This window comes from Buttiauxella sp., assembly GCF_035271705.1.
Classification (GTDB): domain Bacteria; phylum Pseudomonadota; class Gammaproteobacteria; order Enterobacterales; family Enterobacteriaceae; genus Buttiauxella.
The window spans coordinates 1-22,554 of the sequence record NZ_DATERI010000135.1; the positions used below are offsets into that span (position 1 = coordinate 1).

The 22,554-nt window shown below is 49.3% G+C and carries 23 protein-coding genes and 1 pseudogene; 8 read left to right on the forward strand and 16 right to left on the reverse strand.

Going from position 1 to position 22,554, the window contains the following annotated elements; translation table 11 throughout:
• Nucleotides 1-323 precede the first annotated feature (323 nt).
• Nucleotides 324-890: a D-glycero-beta-D-manno-heptose 1,7-bisphosphate 7-phosphatase gene (gene gmhB, locus VJY99_RS12435; RefSeq protein WP_324118865.1), complete on the reverse strand. Its 567-nt coding sequence runs from the start codon at nucleotides 888-890 to the stop codon at nucleotides 324-326.
• Nucleotides 891-1,078: 188 nt separating this feature from the next.
• Between gmhB and metN the strand changes: the two genes are divergently transcribed.
• From metN to proS, 6 genes are all read left to right on the forward strand, one after another.
• On the forward strand, nucleotides 1,079-2,110 hold the full coding sequence (gene metN, locus VJY99_RS12440) for a methionine ABC transporter ATP-binding protein MetN (protein ID WP_324118867.1): 1,032 nt from the start codon (nucleotides 1,079-1,081) through the stop codon (nucleotides 2,108-2,110).
• Nucleotides 2,103-2,756, forward strand: a complete 654-nt coding sequence (locus VJY99_RS12445) for a methionine ABC transporter permease MetI (protein WP_324118869.1) — start codon at nucleotides 2,103-2,105, stop codon at nucleotides 2,754-2,756. The genes metN and VJY99_RS12445 overlap by 8 nt, the downstream gene beginning before the upstream one ends.
• A gap of 43 nt (nucleotides 2,757-2,799) precedes the next feature.
• Entirely contained in the window at nucleotides 2,800-3,615 is an 816-nt protein-coding gene (locus VJY99_RS12450; protein ID WP_324118871.1) for a MetQ/NlpA family lipoprotein, read from the forward strand.
• Between the two features lie 114 nt (nucleotides 3,616-3,729).
• Nucleotides 3,730-4,134 carry an Rcs stress response system protein RcsF gene (gene rcsF, locus VJY99_RS12455; protein WP_324118873.1) on the forward strand — a complete coding sequence of 135 codons (405 nt, stop codon included), beginning with the start codon at nucleotides 3,730-3,732 and terminating at the stop codon, nucleotides 4,132-4,134.
• On the forward strand, nucleotides 4,131-4,838 hold the full coding sequence (gene tsaA, locus VJY99_RS12460; RefSeq protein ID WP_324118874.1) for a tRNA (N6-threonylcarbamoyladenosine(37)-N6)-methyltransferase TrmO: 708 nt from the start codon (nucleotides 4,131-4,133) through the stop codon (nucleotides 4,836-4,838). The genes rcsF and tsaA overlap by 4 nt, the downstream gene beginning before the upstream one ends.
• Nucleotides 4,839-4,953: 115 nt before the next feature.
• Nucleotides 4,954-6,672, forward strand: coding sequence for a proline--tRNA ligase (proS, locus tag VJY99_RS12465; protein WP_324118876.1), 1,719 nt, complete (start codon nucleotides 4,954-4,956; stop codon nucleotides 6,670-6,672).
• Between the two features lie 60 nt (nucleotides 6,673-6,732).
• Here the strand turns inward: proS and VJY99_RS12470 are convergent.
• The 3 genes and pseudogenes from VJY99_RS12470 to VJY99_RS12480 form a co-directional block, all read right to left on the reverse strand.
• A pseudogene (locus VJY99_RS12470) lies at nucleotides 6,733-7,029 on the reverse strand (copper homeostasis/adhesion lipoprotein NlpE); the annotation flags it as partial.
• Nucleotides 7,030-7,214: 185 nt separating this feature from the next.
• On the reverse strand, nucleotides 7,215-7,634 hold the full coding sequence (gene arfB, locus VJY99_RS12475; RefSeq protein ID WP_324118878.1) for an alternative ribosome rescue aminoacyl-tRNA hydrolase ArfB: 420 nt from the start codon (nucleotides 7,632-7,634) through the stop codon (nucleotides 7,215-7,217).
• Nucleotides 7,634-8,176 (reverse strand): YaeQ family protein, encoded by a 543-nt coding sequence (locus tag VJY99_RS12480; RefSeq protein WP_324118918.1) that lies wholly within the window; start codon nucleotides 8,174-8,176, stop codon nucleotides 7,634-7,636. The genes arfB and VJY99_RS12480 overlap by 1 nt, the downstream gene beginning before the upstream one ends.
• A gap of 204 nt (nucleotides 8,177-8,380) precedes the next feature.
• On the opposite strand from VJY99_RS12480, the gene VJY99_RS12485 reads away from it, so the two are divergent.
• Together VJY99_RS12485 and rof are read left to right on the forward strand one after the other, a co-directional pair.
• Complete coding sequence (locus VJY99_RS12485; protein WP_064540227.1) at nucleotides 8,381-8,581, forward strand: YaeP family protein; 201 nt, start codon at nucleotides 8,381-8,383, stop codon at nucleotides 8,579-8,581.
• Complete coding sequence (rof, locus tag VJY99_RS12490) at nucleotides 8,568-8,828, forward strand: Rho-binding antiterminator (RefSeq protein WP_121815684.1); 261 nt, start codon at nucleotides 8,568-8,570, stop codon at nucleotides 8,826-8,828. The genes VJY99_RS12485 and rof overlap by 14 nt, the downstream gene beginning before the upstream one ends.
• Before the next feature lie 50 nt (nucleotides 8,829-8,878).
• On the opposite strand, the gene VJY99_RS12495 is transcribed toward rof, so the two are convergent.
• From VJY99_RS12495 to skp, 12 genes are all read right to left on the reverse strand, one after another.
• The gene (locus VJY99_RS12495; protein ID WP_414641593.1) at nucleotides 8,879-9,190 is read right to left on the reverse strand and encodes a c-type cytochrome; all 312 of its coding nucleotides are present in this window, start codon (nucleotides 9,188-9,190) and stop codon (nucleotides 8,879-8,881) included.
• Nucleotides 9,190-10,497 carry a tRNA lysidine(34) synthetase TilS gene (gene tilS / locus VJY99_RS12500; protein WP_324118922.1) on the reverse strand — a complete coding sequence of 436 codons (1,308 nt, stop codon included), beginning with the start codon at nucleotides 10,495-10,497 and terminating at the stop codon, nucleotides 9,190-9,192. Before tilS ends, VJY99_RS12495 begins: the two co-directional genes overlap by 1 nt.
• 63 nt (nucleotides 10,498-10,560) lie before the next feature.
• Complete coding sequence (locus VJY99_RS12505) at nucleotides 10,561-10,950, reverse strand: VOC family protein (RefSeq protein ID WP_324118882.1); 390 nt, start codon at nucleotides 10,948-10,950, stop codon at nucleotides 10,561-10,563.
• A 56-nt stretch (nucleotides 10,951-11,006) separates the two neighbouring features.
• Nucleotides 11,007-13,148, reverse strand: a complete 2,142-nt coding sequence (locus VJY99_RS12510; RefSeq protein ID WP_324118923.1) for a lysine decarboxylase LdcC — start codon at nucleotides 13,146-13,148, stop codon at nucleotides 11,007-11,009.
• A gap of 269 nt (nucleotides 13,149-13,417) precedes the next feature.
• Nucleotides 13,418-14,377 (reverse strand): acetyl-CoA carboxylase carboxyl transferase subunit alpha, encoded by a 960-nt coding sequence (accA, locus tag VJY99_RS12515; RefSeq protein WP_324118884.1) that lies wholly within the window; start codon nucleotides 14,375-14,377, stop codon nucleotides 13,418-13,420.
• Between the two features lie 12 nt (nucleotides 14,378-14,389).
• The gene (gene dnaE / locus VJY99_RS12520; protein WP_324118886.1) at nucleotides 14,390-17,872 is read right to left on the reverse strand and encodes a DNA polymerase III subunit alpha; all 3,483 of its coding nucleotides are present in this window, start codon (nucleotides 17,870-17,872) and stop codon (nucleotides 14,390-14,392) included.
• Nucleotides 17,873-17,910: 38 nt separating this feature from the next.
• Nucleotides 17,911-18,507, reverse strand: a complete 597-nt coding sequence (rnhB, locus tag VJY99_RS12525) for a ribonuclease HII (RefSeq protein ID WP_324118888.1) — start codon at nucleotides 18,505-18,507, stop codon at nucleotides 17,911-17,913.
• Complete coding sequence (lpxB, locus tag VJY99_RS12530) at nucleotides 18,504-19,649, reverse strand: lipid-A-disaccharide synthase (protein ID WP_324118890.1); 1,146 nt, start codon at nucleotides 19,647-19,649, stop codon at nucleotides 18,504-18,506. The genes rnhB and lpxB overlap by 4 nt, the downstream gene beginning before the upstream one ends.
• The gene (gene lpxA, locus VJY99_RS12535; protein ID WP_324118892.1) at nucleotides 19,650-20,438 is read right to left on the reverse strand and encodes an acyl-ACP--UDP-N-acetylglucosamine O-acyltransferase; all 789 of its coding nucleotides are present in this window, start codon (nucleotides 20,436-20,438) and stop codon (nucleotides 19,650-19,652) included.
• Nucleotides 20,439-20,441: 3 nt separating this feature from the next.
• Nucleotides 20,442-20,897, reverse strand: a complete 456-nt coding sequence (fabZ, locus tag VJY99_RS12540) for a 3-hydroxyacyl-ACP dehydratase FabZ (protein WP_064516336.1) — start codon at nucleotides 20,895-20,897, stop codon at nucleotides 20,442-20,444.
• Between the two features lie 116 nt (nucleotides 20,898-21,013).
• Nucleotides 21,014-22,039, reverse strand: coding sequence for a UDP-3-O-(3-hydroxymyristoyl)glucosamine N-acyltransferase (gene lpxD / locus VJY99_RS12545; RefSeq protein WP_324118895.1), 1,026 nt, complete (start codon nucleotides 22,037-22,039; stop codon nucleotides 21,014-21,016).
• Between the two features lie 3 nt (nucleotides 22,040-22,042).
• Entirely contained in the window at nucleotides 22,043-22,543 is a 501-nt protein-coding gene (gene skp / locus VJY99_RS12550) for a molecular chaperone Skp (RefSeq protein ID WP_324118897.1), read from the reverse strand.
• Nucleotides 22,544-22,554: the final 11 nt, after the last annotated feature.

Below are 22,554 nucleotides of genomic sequence, written 5' to 3' on the forward strand. Positions count from 1 at the left end.
CTGCTTGGTCACTCTTCAAGACTTGATATTTTTTTGATACCCGAAGGTATCTGAGATATCAATCCTGCGAGTGCCCACACAGATTGTCTGATAAATTGTTAAAGAGCAGTGAGTTGGCCGCTTTCGCTTGCTAACTCGAGGTGGCGTATATTACGCTTTCCTCTTTCAGAGTCAAGCGTTTATTTTCGCTTTTCATCTGGCTGACGGGCCGGTTTGTAAGCCGTTGTGCCGTGTCAGTGGAGGCGCAGTATAGGGATTTTCTGGAAACTGACAACCCCTAATTTCAAAATAATGACTGAGCGCTCGATTTTTGAGCGCTACGTCTATTTTTGACGCGCTTTTATCGCTTTTGGCAGCTCTGCGAGGCTATTAATGACAAAATCTGCCGCTGCTTCGCTTTGTTCAGTGACCGGTTTACCGCTGCGCACCAATACTTTTGTCCCTACTTGTGCAGTTGACGCCGCCTGCATGTCCTCTAATTTGTCTCCCACCATATAAGAAGAGGCCATATCTATATTTAGAAACTCTTGTGCAGAGAGCAGCATACCTGATTGTGGTTTGCGGCAATCGCAGGTTTGGCGAAACTCTTCTACTATTGCCTCGGGATGATGTGGGCAATAATAGATACCATCCAGGTCAACACCACGGTCAGCTAAAGACCAGTCCATCCACTCAGTCAGGTTTTCAAAATCAGCTTCAGTAAACATGCCACGGGCGATACCAGACTGGTTGGTGACGATAACTAACGCATAACCCATTGCTTTTAGCTCACGCATTGCGTCAATCACACCATCAATGAACTCGAACTGGTCAACTTCATGGACATAACCATGATCAACATTAATGGTACCATCACGATCGAGAAAAATAGCGGGAACAGACTGTGCCACTTGGAAACTCCTGATACTGGGGATTTGGTGTAGTATCGCATGAATTACTATTTGGGCGAGAACAGACAATCATTCGCCGATTGATTTAGACGTCTGGATGCCTTAACATCCATATCGATGGCGGTCATCGCCCGTTATCGGCAGCAGAATATGCCACGGCTTACACTCATACGATAATAAATAACCTAATGATTAAACTTTCGAATATCACCAAAGTGTTCCAGCAAGGTAACCGCAGCATACAGGCGTTGAATAACGTCAGTTTGCATGTTCCTGCCGGGCAAATTTATGGCGTGATTGGCGCATCAGGTGCAGGGAAAAGTACTCTGATCCGTTGCGTGAACCTGCTTGAGCGCCCAACACAAGGTTCTGTTCTGGTCGGTGGCCAGGAATTGACGACACTATCTGAAGGCCAACTCACTAAAGCGCGTCGTCAAATTGGCATGATTTTCCAGCATTTTAATTTGCTCTCTTCCCGTACCGTGTATGGCAACGTCGCATTACCGTTAGAGCTGGACAACACGCCCCGCGAAGAAATTAAGCGCCGCGTTTCAGAATTACTCGATTTGGTCGGACTGAGCGAAAAGCATGATGCATACCCGGCCAACCTGTCCGGAGGGCAAAAGCAGCGTGTTGCGATTGCTCGTGCGTTGGCAAGCAACCCTAAAGTATTGTTGTGCGATGAAGCCACCAGTGCACTTGACCCGGCAACGACACGCTCGATTCTCGAACTGTTGAAAGATATCAACCGTCGCCTTGGTCTGACTATTCTATTAATTACCCATGAAATGGATGTCGTAAAACGCATCTGTGATTGCGTCGCGGTGATCAGTGATGGCGAATTAATAGAGCAAGATACTGTAAGCGAAGTGTTCTCCCATCCTAAGACACCACTTGCTCAACAGTTTATTCAATCCACCTTGCATCTGGATATTCCTGAAGACTACGCAAAGCGTTTAAGCACACAGAAGAGCGGAGATACCGTTCCGTTGCTGCGTCTGGAATTTACTGGTCGCTCGGTTGATGCACCCTTACTTTCCGAAACCGCCCGCCGTTTTAATGTAAATAGCAATATTATCAGTGCGCAAATGGATTACGCAGGTGGAGTAAAGTTCGGGATTATGCTGTGCGAATTGCATGGGGAACATCAGGATATGGACGCTGCCATCGCATACCTGCAGCAGCAACATGTAAAAGTAGAGGTGCTGGGTTATGTCTGAGCCAATGATGTGGTTACTCCTTAAAGGAGTGTATGAAACGCTGGCAATGACTTTTGTGTCTGGCTTCTTTGGCTTCGTACTCGGCTTGCCTGTTGGCGTCCTCCTCTATATTACGCGTCCGGGGCAAATCAGTGCGAACGGCAAGCTGTATAATAGCCTGTCGGCATTAGTCAATATCTTCCGCTCGATTCCATTCATTATATTACTGGTATGGATGATTCCATTTACCCGTGCGATTGTCGGTACGTCGATTGGCCTGCAAGCGGCTATCGTTCCTTTAACCGTCGGTGCCGCGCCGTTCATCGCACGTATGGTAGAAAATGCCTTGCTGGAAATTCCATCAGGTCTAATTGAAGCATCGCGTGCAATGGGCGCGACTCCGATGCAGATCATCCGCAAAGTTCTGCTGCCAGAAGCGCTATCCGGTCTGGTGAATGCGGCAACCATTACGCTGATTACTCTCGTAGGGTATTCCGCGATGGGCGGTGCCGTTGGTGCCGGTGGCTTAGGCCAGATTGGTTATCAATATGGTTATATCGGGTATAACGCTACCGTGATGAATACGGTATTAGTGTTATTGGTAGTATTAGTGTATTTAATTCAACTGTCTGGCGATCGTATCGTCCGGGCAGTGACTCACAAATAATACGTTCCACATCATCGTTTTTTACACATAGTAAGGAAGGGATATGTCTTTTAAATTTAAAACCTTTGCAGCAGTTGGTGCTCTGATTGGTACTCTGGCACTCGTGGGTTGTGGTCAGGACGAGAAAGATCCAAACCATATTAAAGTGGGTGTCATTGTTGGTGCTGAGCAGCAAGTTGCCGAAGTTGCGCAGAAAGTCGCAAAAGAGAAATACGGCCTGAATGTTGAGCTGGTTACCTTTAACGACTATGTTCTGCCTAACGAAGCGCTGAGCAAAGGCGATATCGATGCTAACGCCTTCCAGCATAAACCTTACCTGGATCAGCAGATCAAAGATCGTGGCTACAAACTGGTATCTGCAGGTAATACTTTCGTTTACCCAATTGCTGGCTACTCCAAAAAAATCAAATCTGTGGATGAACTGCAGGTTGGCGCACAGATAGCCCTGCCAAACGACCCAACTAACCTTGGTCGTTCATTGCTGTTGCTGCAAAAACAAGGTCTGATTAAATTGAAAGATGGCGTGGGTCTGCTGCCAACCGTTCTGGATGTGACTGAAAACCCAAAAAATCTGAAACTGGTTGAACTGGAAGCTCCACAGTTGCCACGTTCCCTGGACGATGCTCAGATTGCTCTGGCAATTATCAACACCACTTACGCAAGCCAGATTGGTCTGACACCTGCGAAAGACGGTATCTTCGTTGAAGATAAAGAGTCTCCATACGTGAACCTGATCGTTTCCCGCGAAGATAACAAAGACGCAGAAAATGTGAAAAAATTCGTTCAGGCATACCAGTCTGCCGAAGTTTATGAAGCAGCAAACAAAGTCTTCAACGGCGGCGCAGTAAAAGGTTGGTAAGTTTCCATTCTTTTATTTTTGCGTAAATAATCTAAGACGGGCGAAAGCCCGTCTTGTTATTTGTGCAATAGCTTGGTTCAATAATCGCGTTTTATCATTCATTGAGGAAAAATTATGCGTGCTTTACCGATCTGTTTATTCGCAGTCATGCTGAGCGGCTGTACTATGCTAAGCAGATCCCCTGTTGAACCCATCCAAAGCACCGCAACACCGCCGAAACCGGAACCCGCTAAACCAAAAGCAGTGCGCCCTGCGCCAGTAAAAATCTATACCAATGCTGAAGAGTTAGTCGGTAAGCCTTTCCGCGATCTCGGTGAGGTAAGCGGCGAATCATGTCAGGTGAGCAATCAGGATTCTCCACCGAATATCCCAACTGCCCGCAAACGCTTACAAGTAAACGCATCAAAAATGAAAGCAAACGCGGTGTTATTGCATAGCTGTGATATTACCAGCGGCACACCAGGTTGCTACCGTCAGGCCGTTTGTGTCGGTTCGGCATTGAATGTTTCCGCAAAATGACAGCTTATAGTTTCGAGCAAATCGGCGTAATTCGCTCTCCTTATAAAGAGAAGTTTGCCGTTCCCCGCCAACCCGGTTTAGTGGCCGATGGCGGTGGTGAGTTGCATTTTTTGCCACCGTATAACGTGGCCGATGCAGTTCGTGGTCTCGAAGGATTTAGTCATCTATGGCTGCTATTTGTATTCCATCAAACGATGGACGGCGGCTGGCGGCCCACGGTGCGCCCACCTCGTCTGGGTGGCAATGCACGGATGGGGGTTTTCGCTACTCGCTCAACATTCCGACCCAATCCCATTGGTATGTCGTTGGTTGAGCTAAAAGGTATTCGCTGCCAAAAAGATCAGGTCATTTTGCAGCTTGGTAGCCTCGATTTGGTCGACGCCACACCCATTGTTGATATCAAACCCTACCTGCCGTTTGCCGAAGCTGTTCCACAAGCTCTTGCTGGTTACGCGCAAAACGCTCCCGTAGCCGATATGCCCGTGTATTTTACGGCCGAAGTGCAACAACAACTATTACAGCTTGAAAAGCAGTATCCGCACATTGAACGTTTTATCAGCCAGGTACTGGCTCAGGACCCTCGTCCTGCTTATCGTAAAGGTGAGGATGTTGGTAAAACTTATGCTGTTTTATTGCTGGATTTTAACGTTCGCTGGCGTGTAACCGAACAGGGTTCAGAAGTGTTTGCTCTCGAAGCTCGTTAATTTATCAGCCTTCTCTTTTGACATCTCTGCCACACTGGTAAACTAAAGCACTTATTTTGCATCAGGCTACTTTATAGTAGCCGGTTATCTGCCGTTCAAATGGAACCGTAACAACATGCGTACAAGCCAATATCTGCTCTCCACATTGAAGGAGACACCAGCCGACGCCGAAGTCATCAGTCATCAACTTATGCTGCGTGCCGGGATGATCCGCAAACTCGCTTCCGGTTTATATACCTGGTTGCCGACCGGTTTGCGCGTTCTGAAAAAAGTCGAAAACATCGTGCGTGAAGAGATGAACAACGCCGGTGCTATCGAGGTGAGTATGCCTGTGGTTCAGCCCGCTGACTTATGGCAAGAAAGTGGTCGTTGGGAGCAATACGGCCCAGAGTTACTGCGTTTGGTTGATCGCGGTGAGCGCCCATTTGTCTTGGGTCCAACCCATGAAGAAGTCATCACCGACCTGATTCGTAACGAGCTGAGCTCTTACAAACAGTTACCGCTGAACTTCTTCCAGATCCAGACTAAGTTCCGTGACGAAGTGCGCCCACGTTTCGGCGTTATGCGTTCCCGTGAATTCCTGATGAAAGATGCTTACTCTTTCCATACTTCTCAGGAATCCTTGCAGGAAACTTACGATGCAATGTATCAGGCCTACAGCAAAATCTTCAGCCGTATGGGTCTGGATTTCCGCGCAGTAGAAGCAGATACAGGCTCCATCGGCGGCAGCGCATCTCATGAATTCCAGGTTCTGGCGCAGAGCGGCGAAGATGACATTATCTTCTCAACAGAGTCTGAATACGCAGCTAACATCGAATTTGCTGAAGCGGTTGCGCCAGCAGGTGGTCGTGCGGCACCGACTGTGGAAATGACGCAGATTGATACCCCGAATGCGAAAACCATCGCCGAGTTGGTTGAGCAGTTCAACCTGCCAGTTGAGAAGACCGTTAAGACACTGATGGTTAAGGCAACCGAAGGTAGCGCTTATCCACTGGTTGCTCTGCTGGTTCGTGGTGATCACGAACTGAATGAAGTTAAGGCAGAAAAACTGCCACAAGTTGCCAGCCCGCTGACTTTCGCGACCGAAGAAGAAATTCGTGCGGTTGCTAAAGCAGGCCCAGGTTCACTTGGCCCAATCAACCTGGCAATCCCAGTAGTGATTGATCGTTCTGTTGCGGCGATGAGCGATTTCGCAGCCGGTGCAAACATCGACGGTAAACACTTCGTGGGTATTAACTGGGAACGTGATGTTGCGCTGCCAGAAGTTGCCGACATCCGTAATGTGGTTGAAGGCGATCCAAGCCCAGATGGCAAAGGGACTTTGCTGATTAAACGCGGCATCGAAGTGGGTCACATCTTCCAGCTCGGCACTAAATACTCTGAAGCGATGAAAGCGTCTGTTCAAGGTGAAGATGGTCGCAATCAGATTCTGACTATGGGTTGCTACGGTATCGGTGTCACTCGTGTGGTAGCTGCAGCTATTGAGCAGAACTATGACGACCGTGGCATTGTGTGGCCAGATGCGATTGCTCCATTCCAGGTTGCTATCCTGCCAATGAACATGCATAAATCTTTCCGCGTGAAAGAGTTGGCTGAAGAGTTGTACTCAACTCTGCGCGCCAAAGGCATCGATGTAATGATGGATGACCGTAAAGAGCGTCCAGGCGTGATGTTTGCTGATATGGAACTCATTGGTATTCCACACACTGTCGTTATTGGCGATCGTAACCTTGATAGCGAAGAAGTCGAATACAAAAACCGTCGTGAAGGCGAGAAGCAAATGATCAAGACCAGCGAAATCATTGATTTCTTGCTGGCACAGATTAAACGCTAAGAACAATAAGGCTCAATAAAAAGCCCCGCTAATTTGTTAGCGGGGCTTTTTTTATTCGTTTTACTCGTCGCGGCAGGTTTTCTTTGGCCCGAACTTAACACCCCGGTCCGCAACAACTGTTTTTCTCAACTCACCGCTATCAGGTGAAGCCTGCAAGGTAAAGTGCGCTTCAACCACCAGCAACACGGGCTGGAAATCCCCACCACGCGCGGCCATATAGCCACGTTCAAGTTCAGCATTGCTTGCAACGTTAAAAACTTTCCCTGTCGCACAATCCTGGAAAATAGCCGCATCAGCCATGTATTTATACATGCCTTTCATTGTCATAGGTGTCGCAGGTAAAGCTTCTTTCATCGGCTAAAGAGTGAAAGGTAGCTTTGCTGCATCGGTTGCAACTCTACAACTTGTAGCCGGTTACAAAGTTTGAACTTCGGCTCGGTTATTACAGCCAAAAAGTGTGAACAAACTGCACGCAGCAACGGCTGACAATAGAATTTTCTTCACCGTCTCATCCTTCTGCTGGTCAATTTATTCGCCGTTCGTCATTCAGGGCGACGGACTTTGCCACGTAGCGACTTGGTCGTCGCTTTCTGTGATTTCGATGTTAGACGGCGCTCTTTGGACGCGCGCGTTGGTCGAGTTGCCCGGCGGCTTTTCTGCTCAACGGTTAATTCCTGAATCAAGGAAACAAGCCTTGCCACCGCCGCTTCACGATTCATTTCCTGGCTACGATATTCCTGCGCCTTGATAACCACCACACCATCAGGTGTAATCAGGTGATGGCTGACCGCCAACAAGCGCTCTTTATAATACTCTGGCAGGCTGGATGCACGGATGTCAAAACGCAGATGGATTGCGGTTGAGGTTTTATTCACATGCTGACCACCCGCTCCTTGCGCGCGGATAGCCGTAATAGTGACTTCGTTGTCCGGTATAGCTACCGCCCGGGAGACGACAATCATCAGTGATGCTGCCAGGCCGTAAAGTGAATTTCGAGATTATTATCAGCATCGGATAGCCAAATAGCACCATCCTGAATAGTGGCCTGCAAGTTCATTGAGCGCGTGCCAAACTCACACAGTTTCGCCAACTGTTCATCATCGATATACCAGATAGACAGGTTCTGATATTGCTTAAGTTTGTTTTGATGCTGCTGCCACCAAACCTCAGCAGCCCGGCTGTTATAGGTAAACAGCGCCACTTCAGCAGATTGGCTGCACGCTTTTTTCAGGCGTTTTTCTTCTGGCAGACCGAGTTCAATCCACAGATCGATACCCATATGATCGTTGCGCAGCCAGATTTCCGGCTCGTCTTCAGCACTTAATCCACGAGTAAATTGCAGACGCTCGTTGGCATATTTAATCCACGCCAATAAACGCAGCATCATGCGTTCTTGAGTTTCCGAAGGATGGCGCGCAAGCGTCAGGTTGCTATCCAGGAACTGATTTCGATCGAGATCGGCAACATTCACCATCGCTTTATAGATTGTCGCTTTTAACGCCATCATACTTCTCCACACTAATTAGTTAGTCATTGTAACGAAAACCCCGCTAAAACGCTGTTATGTATTCACAGATGTAGAGAGTTACGCTGCTGATATCGGTTTCAAGCCTGTGGTATAGTCACCTTGCTAAACAGAGTTTATCTTCGTAGGCTTAACTTGCATTCCACGATTAAGTCTGAGGTCGGGACTCTGAAAGGAGGGCGTGTGGAAAAGTATTGTGAATTAGTACGAAAGCGCTATGCGGAAATAGCCAGCGGAGATTTGGGTTACATTCCGGATGCACTAGGTTGCGTCTTGAAGGTGCTGAACGAAGTGGCTTCAAACGAAGCACAACCAGAATCAATTAGGGAACAGGCGGCGTATGCTGCCGCGAACTTACTGGTGAGCGATTATGTCAATGAATGATGCCTATCAACCCATCAATTGTGATGATTATGACAATCTCGAGCTCGCCTGCCAGCATCACTTATTATTGACGCTGGAGTTAAAGAGTGGAGAAGTTTTCAAGGCGAAAGCCAGTGACCTGGTATCTCGTAAGAACATCGAATATTTGATTGTCGATGATGCCGGTGCCACTCGCGAAGTTCGTCTCGATAAAATAACCAGTTTCAGCCATCCTGAAATTGGGACTGTCGTAGTTAGCGAGTCCTGATACGCAAAGTATCCGCATGCGCGGGCAGCCTGAGGCTGCCCGTTTTTTTACTACGGTTTCATTGAAGCGTAGTAAGCCGCCAGATTACTCATATCTTCATCCGACAAACCACTAACGTAAGCCTTCATCACCTCAGCTTGCCCGCCACTGCGTTCGCCTTTTTTATACGCGTGTAATGAGTGCTCAAGATACGCCTGGTTTTGCCCCGCAAGATTAGGGTACATCGGCACAGAGACTTTCCCGGTTACACCATGGCACGCCACACACATCATGGCTTTCTGTTCACCGGCTGCGGCATCACCTTTTGCCAGAGCCGGCTGGGCACACAACAGTACACCGGCCAAAATAACCATTATCTTCATTATTTATTTTCCTTTTGCCAGTCGACACGCCAGCATGATTGTTCCGTCGCTTTTCCATCCTGGGTCACAAACACACCCAGAGCGGCAATCAATTGTTCGCCATAATATAACAGCGGAGTTCTTTCTCGCAGCCATGGCGGTATCCCCAACTCTTGCCAAATCTTTTTCAGGCTTCGTCCACGCTCGCGCCCGACAATGTGGAACTGTCCCGAGGCTTTAAAACGCACAGTCACCGGTTCGTTATCCAAAGGGGAGCGGAGCTCCTGCCCTATTACCGCACGTTGAATTGTACCCAAACCGTCGGGCAAGGTTAATGGCTCGAAAGGTGCTGCCCAACAAACCACTTCATCTCCCAGGCCGTTGCTAATCGGCAACCAGTACAATGCCCCCTGAAAACGACGGGCTTCATAGCTGCCAAACTTCAGGCGCGGATTAGCATCCTCACGGCTGGTTGCCACTTCATCCCATAAGCGCACAAGCGCTGATCTGGAGGGCATCACCGCTTTCTGCTGGGCAAGCCAACGGCGTAGCAGCGCGGCGCGACGAATATCACTCAGCGGTAGCATAGGCGCAATTAATAACGATCCATCAGGCTGAATGAGTTCATCAAGTTGTTCGGCCAGCAATTCATCCAGGAGTTGTTCTTGTTCACCGCACAACTCAGCACTGCGTGCCACGCTTTGCGGAAAATGGGGCCAGCGCTGTTGAATTTCAGGAAGCACTCGCAGCCGTAGGAAATTACGGTCATAGCTGTCGTCTTGATTGCTTTCGTCTTCTATCCACGTTAATTGGTGTTCAACCGCCCACGCTTCCAGCTGCTTACGCGTTTGCCCAAGCAACGGACGAATTAATTCAGTCTCGCCAAAAGGCAGGCGATCAGGCATTGCGGCTAATCCCGCAGGGCCACTTCCACGCTTTAAGGCAAGCAAAAACGTTTCGCATTGGTCGTCAAGATGCTGTGCTGTGAGCAGTACCTCTTCAGGCCGTAATGCATCCCTCAGTGCCTGGTAACGTGCGGTTCGCGCGTGGGCTTCAATTCCTAATCCATCATCTGCTAGCTGCACACGCCTGACTTCAAATGATACGTTCCATTGTGCGCACACTTTCCGGCAATGCTCCGCCCATTCATCGGCAAAAGGGCTTAAGCCGTGATGGATGTGCATTACGCGAATTTTATAATTTGAAGCCAGGGTGTCACGCAGTGTGACCAACTGATGTAGCAAAACCGTGGAATCTAGCCCGCCACTAAACGCCACCAGCAATTGTTGGTGCGGCTGCAATAATGTGATTAGAGGACGAAGTTGCATAGTCAGTAGTTTAAATAAGGATTTGCCCAGCACGTTACTGGGCAACGACATATGAGGCAAGTGTTACTGCTGATAAAGCTCCAGAGGCAGCCCATCAGGGTCATTAAAGAAAGTAAAACGTTTATCCGTGAAAGGATCGATACGAATCGGTTCACATTTCACGCCATGTTTCTCAAGATGGGTAATTGCGCTGTCGATGTCATCAACACTAAATGCCAGATGGCGCAGCCCACAGGCCTCCGGGCGGCTTGGGCGCGCAGGTGGGAAAGGAAATGAGAACAGCTCAATAACATATTGCCCATTTAGCGCCAAATCACCTTTCCAGGAATCCCGCGCCTCACGATAGACTTCAGCTTGCAGCGTGAAACCCAGAATATCACAGTAAAAATGTTTACTGGTTGGGTAGTCAGAGGCAATGATAGCGATGTGGTGAACTTGCTTTAAACCCAGCATAAATGCTCCTTTGTCTTTTCCGCACGGTAACTATCACGCCTTGCTAAATCAAGACACTAAACCGTTTTTAAGACTCGTACACGGTAAATGCCATCTTCACCCAGCTTAGCGCCGTGAATATCAGTTTCAAAGCCGGGATAGTGTTCTCCAACCGAGCACAGCATCAGCAAGAAATCGAGTACCGCACGGCTTTCATGGGTAATCATCTCACCAGGCATCACTACCGGTACACCCGGCGGATACGGCAGGATCATGTTCGCCGAGACACGGTTCAGTAACTGTTCAATTTCGACCGTCTCAACGTTGCCTTTCACTTGCTGCTGATAAGCCTTATGCGGTGTCATTTTCATTTCCGGCAACACATCAAATGCCCGCAGCATCAGATCGGAAAGGTTGTGTTGCTTAATCAGTTTGTGAATGCCTTGCGCCAGATCCTGGATACGCATATTGCGGTAAAAATCTGGGTCTTCGGCATACAAATCTGGCAGCATGTTTTTCACCCGCAGATTGAGGTCATAAGAGCGTTTAAACTCCGTCAAACCACGCAGCAAACTTAAAGCTTTGGTTTTGTCTATGCCAATACTGAACAGGAACAGCAGGTTATACGGCCCGGTTTTTTCGACAACCACACCACGCTCATCGAGGAACTTCGCCACCAATGCCGCAGGGATCCCCTGCTCTGCCATAGTTCCAAGCTCATCCATTCCCGGCGTCAGAATGGTGACTTTAATCGGGTCGAGGTACATGTGATTGGCATCAGCATCTTTGAAGCCGTGCCAGTCTTCTTCGCCTGGTGAAATAGGCCAACAAGCTGCTTCGTCTACATGTTCCGGTTGCCAGATGTCGAAGAACCAATCCTCAGTCTCTTCACGTAAACGCTGAACTTCACGACGAAAATGTAATGCACGTTCGACCGAGCGGTTGATCAACCGTTTACCCGGGTTCCCTCGCAACATTGCCGCCGCCGTTTCAATTGACGCCACCAACGGATAACTAGGCGAGGTAGTGGTGTGCATCATGTAGGCTTCGTTGAAGGTTTCCTCATCGTAATCCCCTTTGATATGAATCAGAGATGCTTGTGAGAACGCGGCCAGTAATTTGTGTGTGGATTGAGTTTCGTAAATGACTTTTCCCACGATACGATCGCCGCTCATGCCACTTTTCCCCTGATAAATCGGATGAAAGTTGGTGTATGGCACCCAGGCGGAGTCAAAGTGGATAGATGGGACATCCAGTGTTTGCTTAATGAACTCAGTGTTATACAGCAAGCCATCGTAAGTTGAGTTGGTGATGACCGCATGTACTGGCCACTGCGCATTTTCGGTGGCAGCGACTTTGGCTTCGATGCTATCGCGCATAAATTCACGCTTCGGGATGCCACCTAAAATGCCTAACGCATTACGTGTCGGCTTGAGCCAGATGGGTACCAAATCCGTCATCATTAACAAATGAGTCAGCGATTTGTGGCAATTGCGGTCAATGAGTACCGTGCTGCCGGACGGTGCAGCGTACATGCCGACGATTTTATTCGACGTCGATGTGCCGTTCGTCACCATGTAACTTTGTTCAGCACCGAAAGTGCGGGCGATGTATTCCTCGGCTTCCAGATGCGGACCAGTGTGATCGAGTAACGATCCCAGCTCTGTCACCGAAATGGAGACATCCGCCTTGAGAGTATTCGCCCCAAAGAAATCGTAGAACAAGCAACCTACCGGGCTTTTCTGATAGGCCGTACCCGCCATGTGGCCTGGTGTGCAGAAGGTGTATTTACCTTCTTTAACATAGTTGAACAACGCTTTGGTCAACGGTGGGGTGATGTTATCCAGATATTCATTGGTGTACTGGCGGATACGCAAAGCGATATCGTCGGCAACACTGAGCGCATATTCGAAAAACCACAACGCCATGCGCATCTCGCTGACGCTAACATCAAGTGAAGAGTGCGTATTGATAAACGCATACAACGGCAAATATTCATTCAGCCCATTAATTTCACTACATAAATCCAGGCTGTACTCGTCCCAGTCAAAAATGACACCGCAAATGCGTGGATTATGTTCGATGAGTTTCAGTAAGTCGGTGCTGTTGGTGGGGTAAATGAGCCGGAAACCTTGGATTTCCAGTGCTTGATGCAGCTCTTTAATTGGCTCGTCTTTGTAGTAAACGCCGTGCGCCCCCATGATTGCAATAATATTCAACACTCACCTCCTGGCAAAAACCTTCAGGTAAGCATAGTTTATTGAAAAGTGGCTGAGGACAAGTGCAGAGGTGTAAAGCTTCTTAAAGTGTGGGATTCAGGTAATAAAAAAGGCCAGAATTTCTTCTGACCTTCTTCTTCAATATACCCGTTAGCATTCTAGTTGCAGGTAGGCGGCCAGTGAGCTTATCCCGATGAGCTTACTAAGGTAAGTGATTCGGGTAAGTGAGTGCAGCCAACGCCCCTGCAGCTTGAAGGATGATGGGTATATCACGCGTAGCCGTAACTCATCAGACGATGATAACGACGAGCCAGCAGCTCTTCGGTATTCAGCACGTCCAAATCAGCCAAATCGGCCAGCAGTTGCGCTTTCAGTGATGCAGCCATCGCTTCCACATTACGGTGTGCACCGCCCAGTGGTTCAGGAATGACGGAATCGATAAGCTTCAGTTCTTTCAGGCGTGGAGCAATGATGCCCATCGCTTCAGCGGCAATAGGTGCTTTATCAGCACTTTTCCACAGAATTGACGCACAACCTTCCGGAGAAATAACGGAATAGGTGCTGTACTGCAACATATTCACTTTGTCGCCCACACCAATCGCCAACGCACCACCAGAGCCACCTTCACCAATTACGGTACAGATGACCGGCACTTTCAGGCCAGACATTTCGCGTAAGTTGCGAGCGATAGCTTCTGATTGACCGCGTTCTTCCGCACCCACACCAGGATAGGCACCTGGGGTGTCGATGAAGGTAATGATTGGCATATTGAAACGCTCAGCCATTTCCATCAAACGCAGCGCTTTACGATAGCCTTCTGGTGCTGGCATACCGAAGTTACGGCGAATCTTCTCTTTAGTTTCACGGCCTTTCTGATGGCCAATGACCATTACTGGACGATCATCTAAACGCGCAATCCCGCCAACAATAGCTTTGTCGTCAGCATATGCACGGTCACCCGCCAGCTCATCAAACTCATCAAAAGCGAGACGCAGGTAATCAAGCGTATACGGGCGCTGCGGATGACGCGCCAGTTGAGCAATCTGCCATGCACCTAAATCGGCGAAGATTTTACGTGTGAGTTCTACGCTTTTTTCACGCAGACGCTGCACTTCTTCGTCGAGATTAATATCTAACTTTTCGTCCTGACGGCTAACTGCAGTCAGGGAATCAATTTTCGCTTCCAGCTCTGCAATCGGCTGTTCAAAATCGAGGAAATTCAGACTCATAATATTCCTGTATTAGTCAAACTCCAGTTCCACCTGCTCCGAGCCTATCAGCGTGCGAAGCTCATTGAGCAAACGATCGCTTGGGGATACACGCCATGCTGCGCCAAAACGCAAACGCGCTCGTGCATCCGCTCTCTGATAGTAGAGATGTACTGGAATGGTCCCCGAACGATGGGGTTCCAGAGACTGACGGAGACGGTTCAAAAGCTGGTCATCAATTTGCCTGTCCGTCAGCGAGATAGCAAGCCCACGCGCATACTTTTCGCGGGCCTCGTCAATGTCCATGACTTCGCGAGCAGTCATTTTAAGGCCACCGCTGAAGTCATCAAAGCTGACCTGTCCGCTGACGATCAGGATACGGTCTTTTTCCAACAGATGCTGGTACTTTTCTAACGCATCTGTGAATAGCATCACTTCCAGGCGACCAGAACGGTCATCCAGAGTACAGATGCCAATGCGATTGCCGCGCTTGGTAACCATCACCCGCGAAGCAATCACCAGACCCGCAGCCGTGGTCATTTTACCACGTTCTGTCGGGTGCATCTCTTTCAGGCGCATGCCACCGACATAGCGCTCAATTTCTTTCAGGTACTGGGTAATCGGGTGGCCGGTAAGATACAAGCCCAGCGTTTCACGTTCACCGTCCAGTACCACTTGCTCAGGCCACGGCATCACGCTGGCATAAGACTGTTCAACTTGCTCCGGCTCATCTGCCAGCACGCCGAACATATCTACCTGGCCAATCGCTTCTGCTTTCGCGTGCTGATCAGCCGCTTTTAGCGCATCGGGCAGCGCATTCATCAACGCTGCACGGTGCGGACCAAGGCGGTCAAACGCCCCGGACATCACTAATTTTTCAAGGATACGTTTATTGAGTTTTTTAACGTCAGCCCGCGCGCAGAGGTCAAATAACTCACGGAAATAACCGCCTTCGTTACGCGCCTCGATAATCGCTTCGATGGGACCTTCGCCGACACCTTTAATCGCGCCAATGCCATACACAATTTCACCGTCGTCATTCACGTGGAAATGGTACAACCCGGAGTTAATATCCGGTGGCAGTATCTTCAGGCCCATACGCCAGCATTCATCGACCAGGCCAACGATTTTATCGGTGTTATCCATATCCGCAGTCATTACTGCGGCCATAAATTCTGCCGGATAGTGTGCTTTTAGCCACAGCGTCTGGTATGAAACCAACGCGTAAGCTGCAGAGTGGGATTTGTTAAATCCGTAACCGGCAAATTTCTCTACCAGGTCAAAGATTTTAATCGCCAGCTCGCCATCAACGCCACGAGACTTCGCGCCATCTTCAAAGCCGCCACGTTGCTTCGCCATTTCGGCTGGGTTCTTTTTACCCATCGCACGACGCAACATATCCGCACCGCCCAGCGAGTAACCCGCCAGCACCTGCGCAATCTGCATAACCTGTTCCTGATACAAGATGATGCCGTAAGTCGGCTCCAGCACAGGCTTTAGGCTTTCATGTTGCCATTGAATATCAGGATAAGAGATCGCTTCACGGCCGTGTTTACGGTCGATAAAGTTATCTACCATGCCTGATTGCAGCGGACCAGGACGGAAAAGTGCCACCAGGGCTATCATATCTTCGAAGCAGTCTGGCTGCAGACGCTTAATCAGATCCTTCATGCCGCGGGATTCAAGCTGGAACACCGCTGTGGTTTCCGAGCGCTGCAGCATGTCGAAGCTTTTCTTGTCCTCGAGCGGAATATCGGCGATATCAATCGGATCTAAGCCCTGCTTTGCCCGACGCGGGTTAATCATCTTCAAAGCCCAGTCGATGATCGTCAGGGTACGCAAACCGAGGAAGTCGAACTTCACAAGGCCAGCATACTCCACATCGTTTTTATCAAACTGGGTGACAGGGTTTTGCCCCTGGTCGTCGCAATAAAGAGGGGCAAAATCAGTAATTTTTGTTGGCGCGATGACCACACCACCAGCGTGTTTACCGGCGTTACGCGTCACACCTTCAAGTTTACGCGCCATGTCGATCAGCGCTTTAACTTCTTCGTCAGCTTCGTAGATTTCAGGCAGCTGCGGCTCGGCCTCGAACGCTTTCGCAAGCGTCATCCCAGGATCTGGCGGAATGAGTTTGGAAATTCGATCGACGAAACCGTAAGGATGCCCCAGTACACGGCCCACATCGCGGATAACCGCTTTTGCCGCCATCGTACCAAAGGTAATAATCTGTGATACCGCCTCACGCCCGTACATTTCTGCCACGTGATCAATAACCCAATCGCGTTTTTCCATACAGAAATCGATATCGAAGTCAGGCATCGAAACACGTTCCGGGTTAAGGAAGCGTTCGAACAGCAGATCAAACTCCAGAGGATCGAGGTCGGTAATTTTCAGCGCATAAGCGACCAGCGAGCCCGCACCAGAACCACGACCGGGCCCTACTGGTACGCCATTATCTTTGGACCACTGGATAAATTCCATTACGATCAGGAAGTAGCCAGGGAAACCCATCTGGTTGATAACTTTAAGTTCGATTTCCAAACGATCGTCATAAGGCGGTCTTTTTGCGGTCCGTTCTTCAGGATCTTTGAATAAGAACTCCAGACGATCTTCTAGCCCTTCCCTGGATTTCATCACCAGGAAATCTTCAGTCGACATTTCACCGGTTGGGAATTGAGGCAGGAAGTACTCGCCGAGACGCACCGTGACGTTACAACGCTTGGCGATTTCTACACTATTTTCCAGCGCTTCCGGGATATCAGAAAACAGCTCACACATCTCTTCTTCAGTACGCAAATACTGCTGCGAAGCATAATTTCGTGGGCGTTTCGGATCATCAAGCGTAAAGCCATCGTGAATCGCGACACGGATTTCGTGGGCATCATAGTCTGTGGCTTCAATAAACCTGACATCGTTGGTCGCCACTACCGGCAAACCCCGTTCATCAGCCAGGGCCACAGCAGCGTGCAAATAGCTTTCTTCATCGGGACGACCGGTACGAATCAGTTCCAGATAGAAGCGATCGGCAAAATACTGCTGGTAGAATTCCAGACACTGATCAAGCTGTGCCGTATTTCCACGCAACAAGTTTTTGCCAATATCCCCCATGCGCCCACCAGAAAGCAGGATCAACCCTTCGTTGAGTTCAGCAAGCCAGGTTCTGTCAACAATCGGGCCCGCTGCGCCATAACCACGCTGATATGCTTTAGAAATTAGCAGGGTAAGGTTTTGATAACCGACATTATTTGTGGCGAGAACGGTGAGATGGCTGAGCTCATCGCCCAACAATTCATTGGCTACGTTAAAATCAGCCCCAATAATCGGCTTGAGCCCTGCGCCATGGGCAGCACCATAGAATTTCACCAACCCGCAAAGGTTAGTAAAATCGGTGATAGCGATCGCTGGCATCCCTATCGCCGCGGCTTTCTTCACCAGCGGAGCGGTTTTTGCCAGGCCATCAACCATAGAGTAGTCGCTGTGCACCCGAAGGTGTACGAAACGTGGTTCAGCCATTTCTCATTCCGTTTAGATGTGTAACGTACGTCCGCAAATCAGGACGCCAGTCCGAGAGCGCGTTTGACCGGAGCAAAACTACGACGATGATGTTCAGTAGCACCATGCTCAGCCAACTTTTCCAGATGAAAAGCGGTAGGGTAGCCCTTGTGTTGGGCAAAACCGTATTGCGGATAACAGACATCAAGCGCTGTCATTTCACGATCGCGCGTCACTTTGGCAATTATTGATGCCGCGCTGATTTCTGCAACCCGGCTATCACCTTTAACGACTGCCAATGAAGGCATCGGCAACGCTGGGCAGCGGTTGCCATCAATCAGCACATATTCAGGCACCACGGTAAGGCCCGCAACGGCACGCTGCATCGCAAGCATGGTGGCATGCAAAATGTTTAACTGGTCGATCTCTTCCGGCTCAGCTCGGCCAAGACTCCAGGACAGCGCTTTTTCGATGATTTCATCGTAAAGCGCGTTGCGACGTTTTTCAGAGAGTTTCTTCGAATCAGCCAGGCCAATAATAGGTTTGGCTGGATCAAGAATCACCGCAGCAGTGACCACTGCACCCACTAACGGGCCGCGGCCCACTTCATCAACACCCGCAACCAGATGCGTATGGGGGTAAATAAATTCAATCATGCGAGCTCCAGCACTGCATCTGCCGCCTGTTCATCAGCATTACAACGAATCTGCTGATGCAGTTCGCGGAAGGTGTCGTGCATTTGGTGGCTCTGCGCGCCGTCTTCAAGCAACGGAGCAAGTACCTGCGCAAGTGCGTGTGGCTCACACTCTTCCTGCAACAATTCTTTGACCAGTTCACGGCCCGCTAACAAATTTGGCAACGAAACATAATCGGTTTTTACCAACCGTTTAGCCAACCAGAAGGTAAATGGCTTCATACGATAACCGACGACCATTGGACATTTTGCCAGCATGCACTCTAGTGCCGCGGTGCCTGATGCGAGTAATGCCGCGTCACTTGCCACCATGGCTTCACGCCCTTGCCCATTGAGCAAGTGCATGGTCAGGTCTGGAGCCACCTCTGCTTTGATACGTTCGAATTGTTCACGACGTTTGGCGTTAACCAGCGGAACAACGATTTCCAGGCCAGGAAAACGCTCGCGCAGCAAAAGTGCTGTTTTGAGGAAATCCGCGCTGAGCATTTCAACTTCTGCTCCACGACTACCAGGCAGCAACGCCAGACACTTAGCATCAGGAGCAATACCTAAGGTGATACGTGCGGCATTTTTATCGGGATCGAGTGGCATGGCATCAGCCATGGTATGACCGATAAAGCGGCACGGGACGTTAAACTTATCGTAAAACGCTTTTTCGAAAGGCAGGAATGCAAGCACTAAATCCGTTGATCTGCCGATTTTGAAAACACGTTTTTGGCGCCACGCCCAAACAGAGGGGCTGACGTAATGAATGGTACGCATACCCTTTTTTTTGAGATTGCCTTCCAGGGTGATGTTAAAATCCGGCGCATCGATACCGACAAAAACGTCTGGCTGTAATTCAGTAAAACGGCGCGTCAGATCAGCACGAATATGAAGTAAACGACGCAGACGACCAAGCACTTCAACGAGGCCCATCACTGCCAGTTCTTCCATCTCATACCAGGCTTCACAGCCTTCGGCCTGCATCAATGGCCCTGCGACACCCACGAAGCGAGCATCAGGAACCCGCGCTTTTAGAGCACGAATCAGACCTGCACCAAGAATATCGCCGGAAGTTTCTCCGGCGACCAGGGCAATCGTAAGCGGACGACCAGGTTTCATTTAGCGAATCAGACCACGAGTTGAACGAGCAAAGAATTCAACGAATGCGTTCACTTCTGGATGTTGCTCAGCAATTTGAGCAATTTCAGGCTTAGCTTCTTCTAAGGTTTTCCCGCTGCGGTAGAGGATTTTATACGCGTTACGAACCGCGTGAATTGCTTCTCTACTGAAACCACGGCGTTTAAGCCCTTCGATGTTGACGCCAAATGGCGTCGCATGGTTGCCCTGCGCAATAACATACGGCGGAACATCTTGTGCCACACCGGAGCAGCCACCGACCATCACGTGTGCACCGATAATACAGAACTGGTGCACTGCGGTCATACCGCCGATAATCGCGAAATCATCAACGCAAACGTGGCCGGCAAGTGTTGCATTATTCGCGAGGATACAGCGATTACCCACCGTACAATCATGTGCCACGTGCGCATTAATCATCAGTAAGTTATCGCTGCCCACCTTCGTCAAGCCACCGCCCTGCTCTGTACCGCGATGGATGGTTACGCTTTCGCGAATGCGGTTGCGGTCGCCAATTTCCACACGAGTTGGTTCACCCGCATATTTGAGATCCTGGTTAACTTCACCAATGGACGCGAACTGATAAATCTCGTTATCGCGGCCAATAGTCGTATGACCATTTACCACAACATGAGACTTCAGAACGCTACCTTCACCTATCTCAACATGCGGACCAACAATACAAAACGGACCAATATGAACGTTAGCACCAATGACGGCACCGTTTTCCACAATGGCGGATGGATGAATAAAGGCAGATTTATCAATCACGTATTAGCTCTCCCGGCTGCGGGCACACATCATAGTTGCTTCGCAGACAATTTTACCGTCAACAGTTGCCACGCCTTTAAAGCGCGTCAGACCACGGCGGGTTTTTTCGAAAGTAACTTCCATGACCATCTGGTCACCAGGCACGACTGGACGTTTGAAACGTGCTTCATCGATACCAGCAAAGTAATAAAGCTCACCAGGTTCCAGTTTACCTACGCTTTTAAACGCAAGAATACCAGTGGCTTGCGCCATCGCTTCAAGAATCAAAACACCTGGAAAAATCGGTTTACCAGGGAAGTGGCCCTGGAAAAACGGCTCATTTACTGTGACATTTTTTACTGCACGTAAAAAACGGCCTTCTTCAAAATCCAGCACGCGGTCTACCAGCAAGAACGGGTAACGGTGCGGCAGAAGTTCTAAAATCTCTTCGATGTGCAGAGTATGAGTGTCGGTAGTCAAGATACTCTTCCTGTCTAAATGTACCAAATGACAATAATAACACGGCCTGCGACTATCTCAGGATAGCTAGCAGGCCGCAAATCAGTAAGCACTAACGCGTCTTGGGCGGGTGACTTTTAGTCTTGTTGATTGATTTTTTTCTCAACGGATTTCAAGCGCTTGCTGATCTCGTCGATATTCATCACCAACGCGGCTGTTTTACGCCACACTTTGTTCGGCTGTAATGGAATACCCGAAGAATAAACCCCCGGCTCTGTGATAGGGCGCATAACCATACCCATTCCAGTCACGGTGACTTTATCGCAGATTTCCATATGGCCATTAATGACGCTGGCACCGCCAATCATGCAGTAACGGCCAATTTTCAGGCTACCTGCCATGATCACACCGCCAGCAACGGCAGTATTGTCGCCAATCACAACGTTATGTGCAATCTGGCATTGGTTATCAATGATAACACCATTGCCAATAATCGTGTCGTCCAGTGCACCGCGGTCAATTGTTGTACACGCGCCAATTTCAACGCGATCGCCTATGATCACTCGACCAAGCTGAGGGATCTTCACCCAGTTTCCGCGATCGTTAGCATAACCAAAACCATCAGAACCAATGACTGTACCGGACTGAACCAGGCACTGCTCACCAATCTGAATTTCGTGGTAAATCGACACATTCGCCCATAGGCGAGTGCCAGCACCAATATGAGTGTTTTTACCCACAAAGCAGCCAGGACCAATCACGACGTTATCGCCAAGTACAACGCCAGATTCGATAACCGCATTAGCGCCAATAGCGACGTCATTACCCAACGTTGCAGTTGCATCAACAACCGCGCTTGGCGCGATGTTTTGAGCAGGTTGCGGTGTTGAATCAAGAATTTGTGACATGCGAGCATAGGTCAGGTAGGGGTTCTTCACTACCAACGCTGCGCTATGTGCGAAAGGAAGATCGGCTTCAGTCATAACGACGGCGGAAGCCTGGCAAACAGCCAATTGCTCACGATAACGAGGGTTAACCATGAACGTAATTTGGCCTGCCTGGGCCGTTTGCATAGATGCAACGCCGGTGATGACGAGTTCGCCATCACCGTGCAATTCTGCATCCAACTGCTGGGCTAAATCAGCCAGTCGAATTGAAGACATTACTTATTTAACCTGTTTCAGAACATCTGCAGTGATGTCTTTTACACTGCCGCCTGCATAAGCAACGGTGTTAGTATCCAGCACGACATCGTAACCTTTGTCGTCAGCAACTTTCTTCACAGCACCCTGAATACGAGTAACCAGCTTGCCACGTTCTTCGCTAGAACGACGATTACGGTCTTGTTCAAAAGCCTGAGCTTTAGCCTGGAACTGCTGGCGCTGAGCCATCAGGTCTTTTTCCATTTTGCTACGGTCAGCAGCTTTCATGGTAGAACCATCGCGTTGCAGCTTTTGCATTTTGGATTGCAGATCGCTTTCCATATTCTGCAATTCGCTCGCACGGCCTTTAAACTCGTTTTCCAAAGTTTTGGACACACCGGTGCTTTGTGCAACTTGTTGGAACAAATTACCCATGTTAACTACAGCAATGCTGTCTGCTGCCTGAACACTGGCTGATGCAGCCATAGCGATGCCAAGACCTGCAGCAAATAACCACTTTTTCACAATTAACTCCT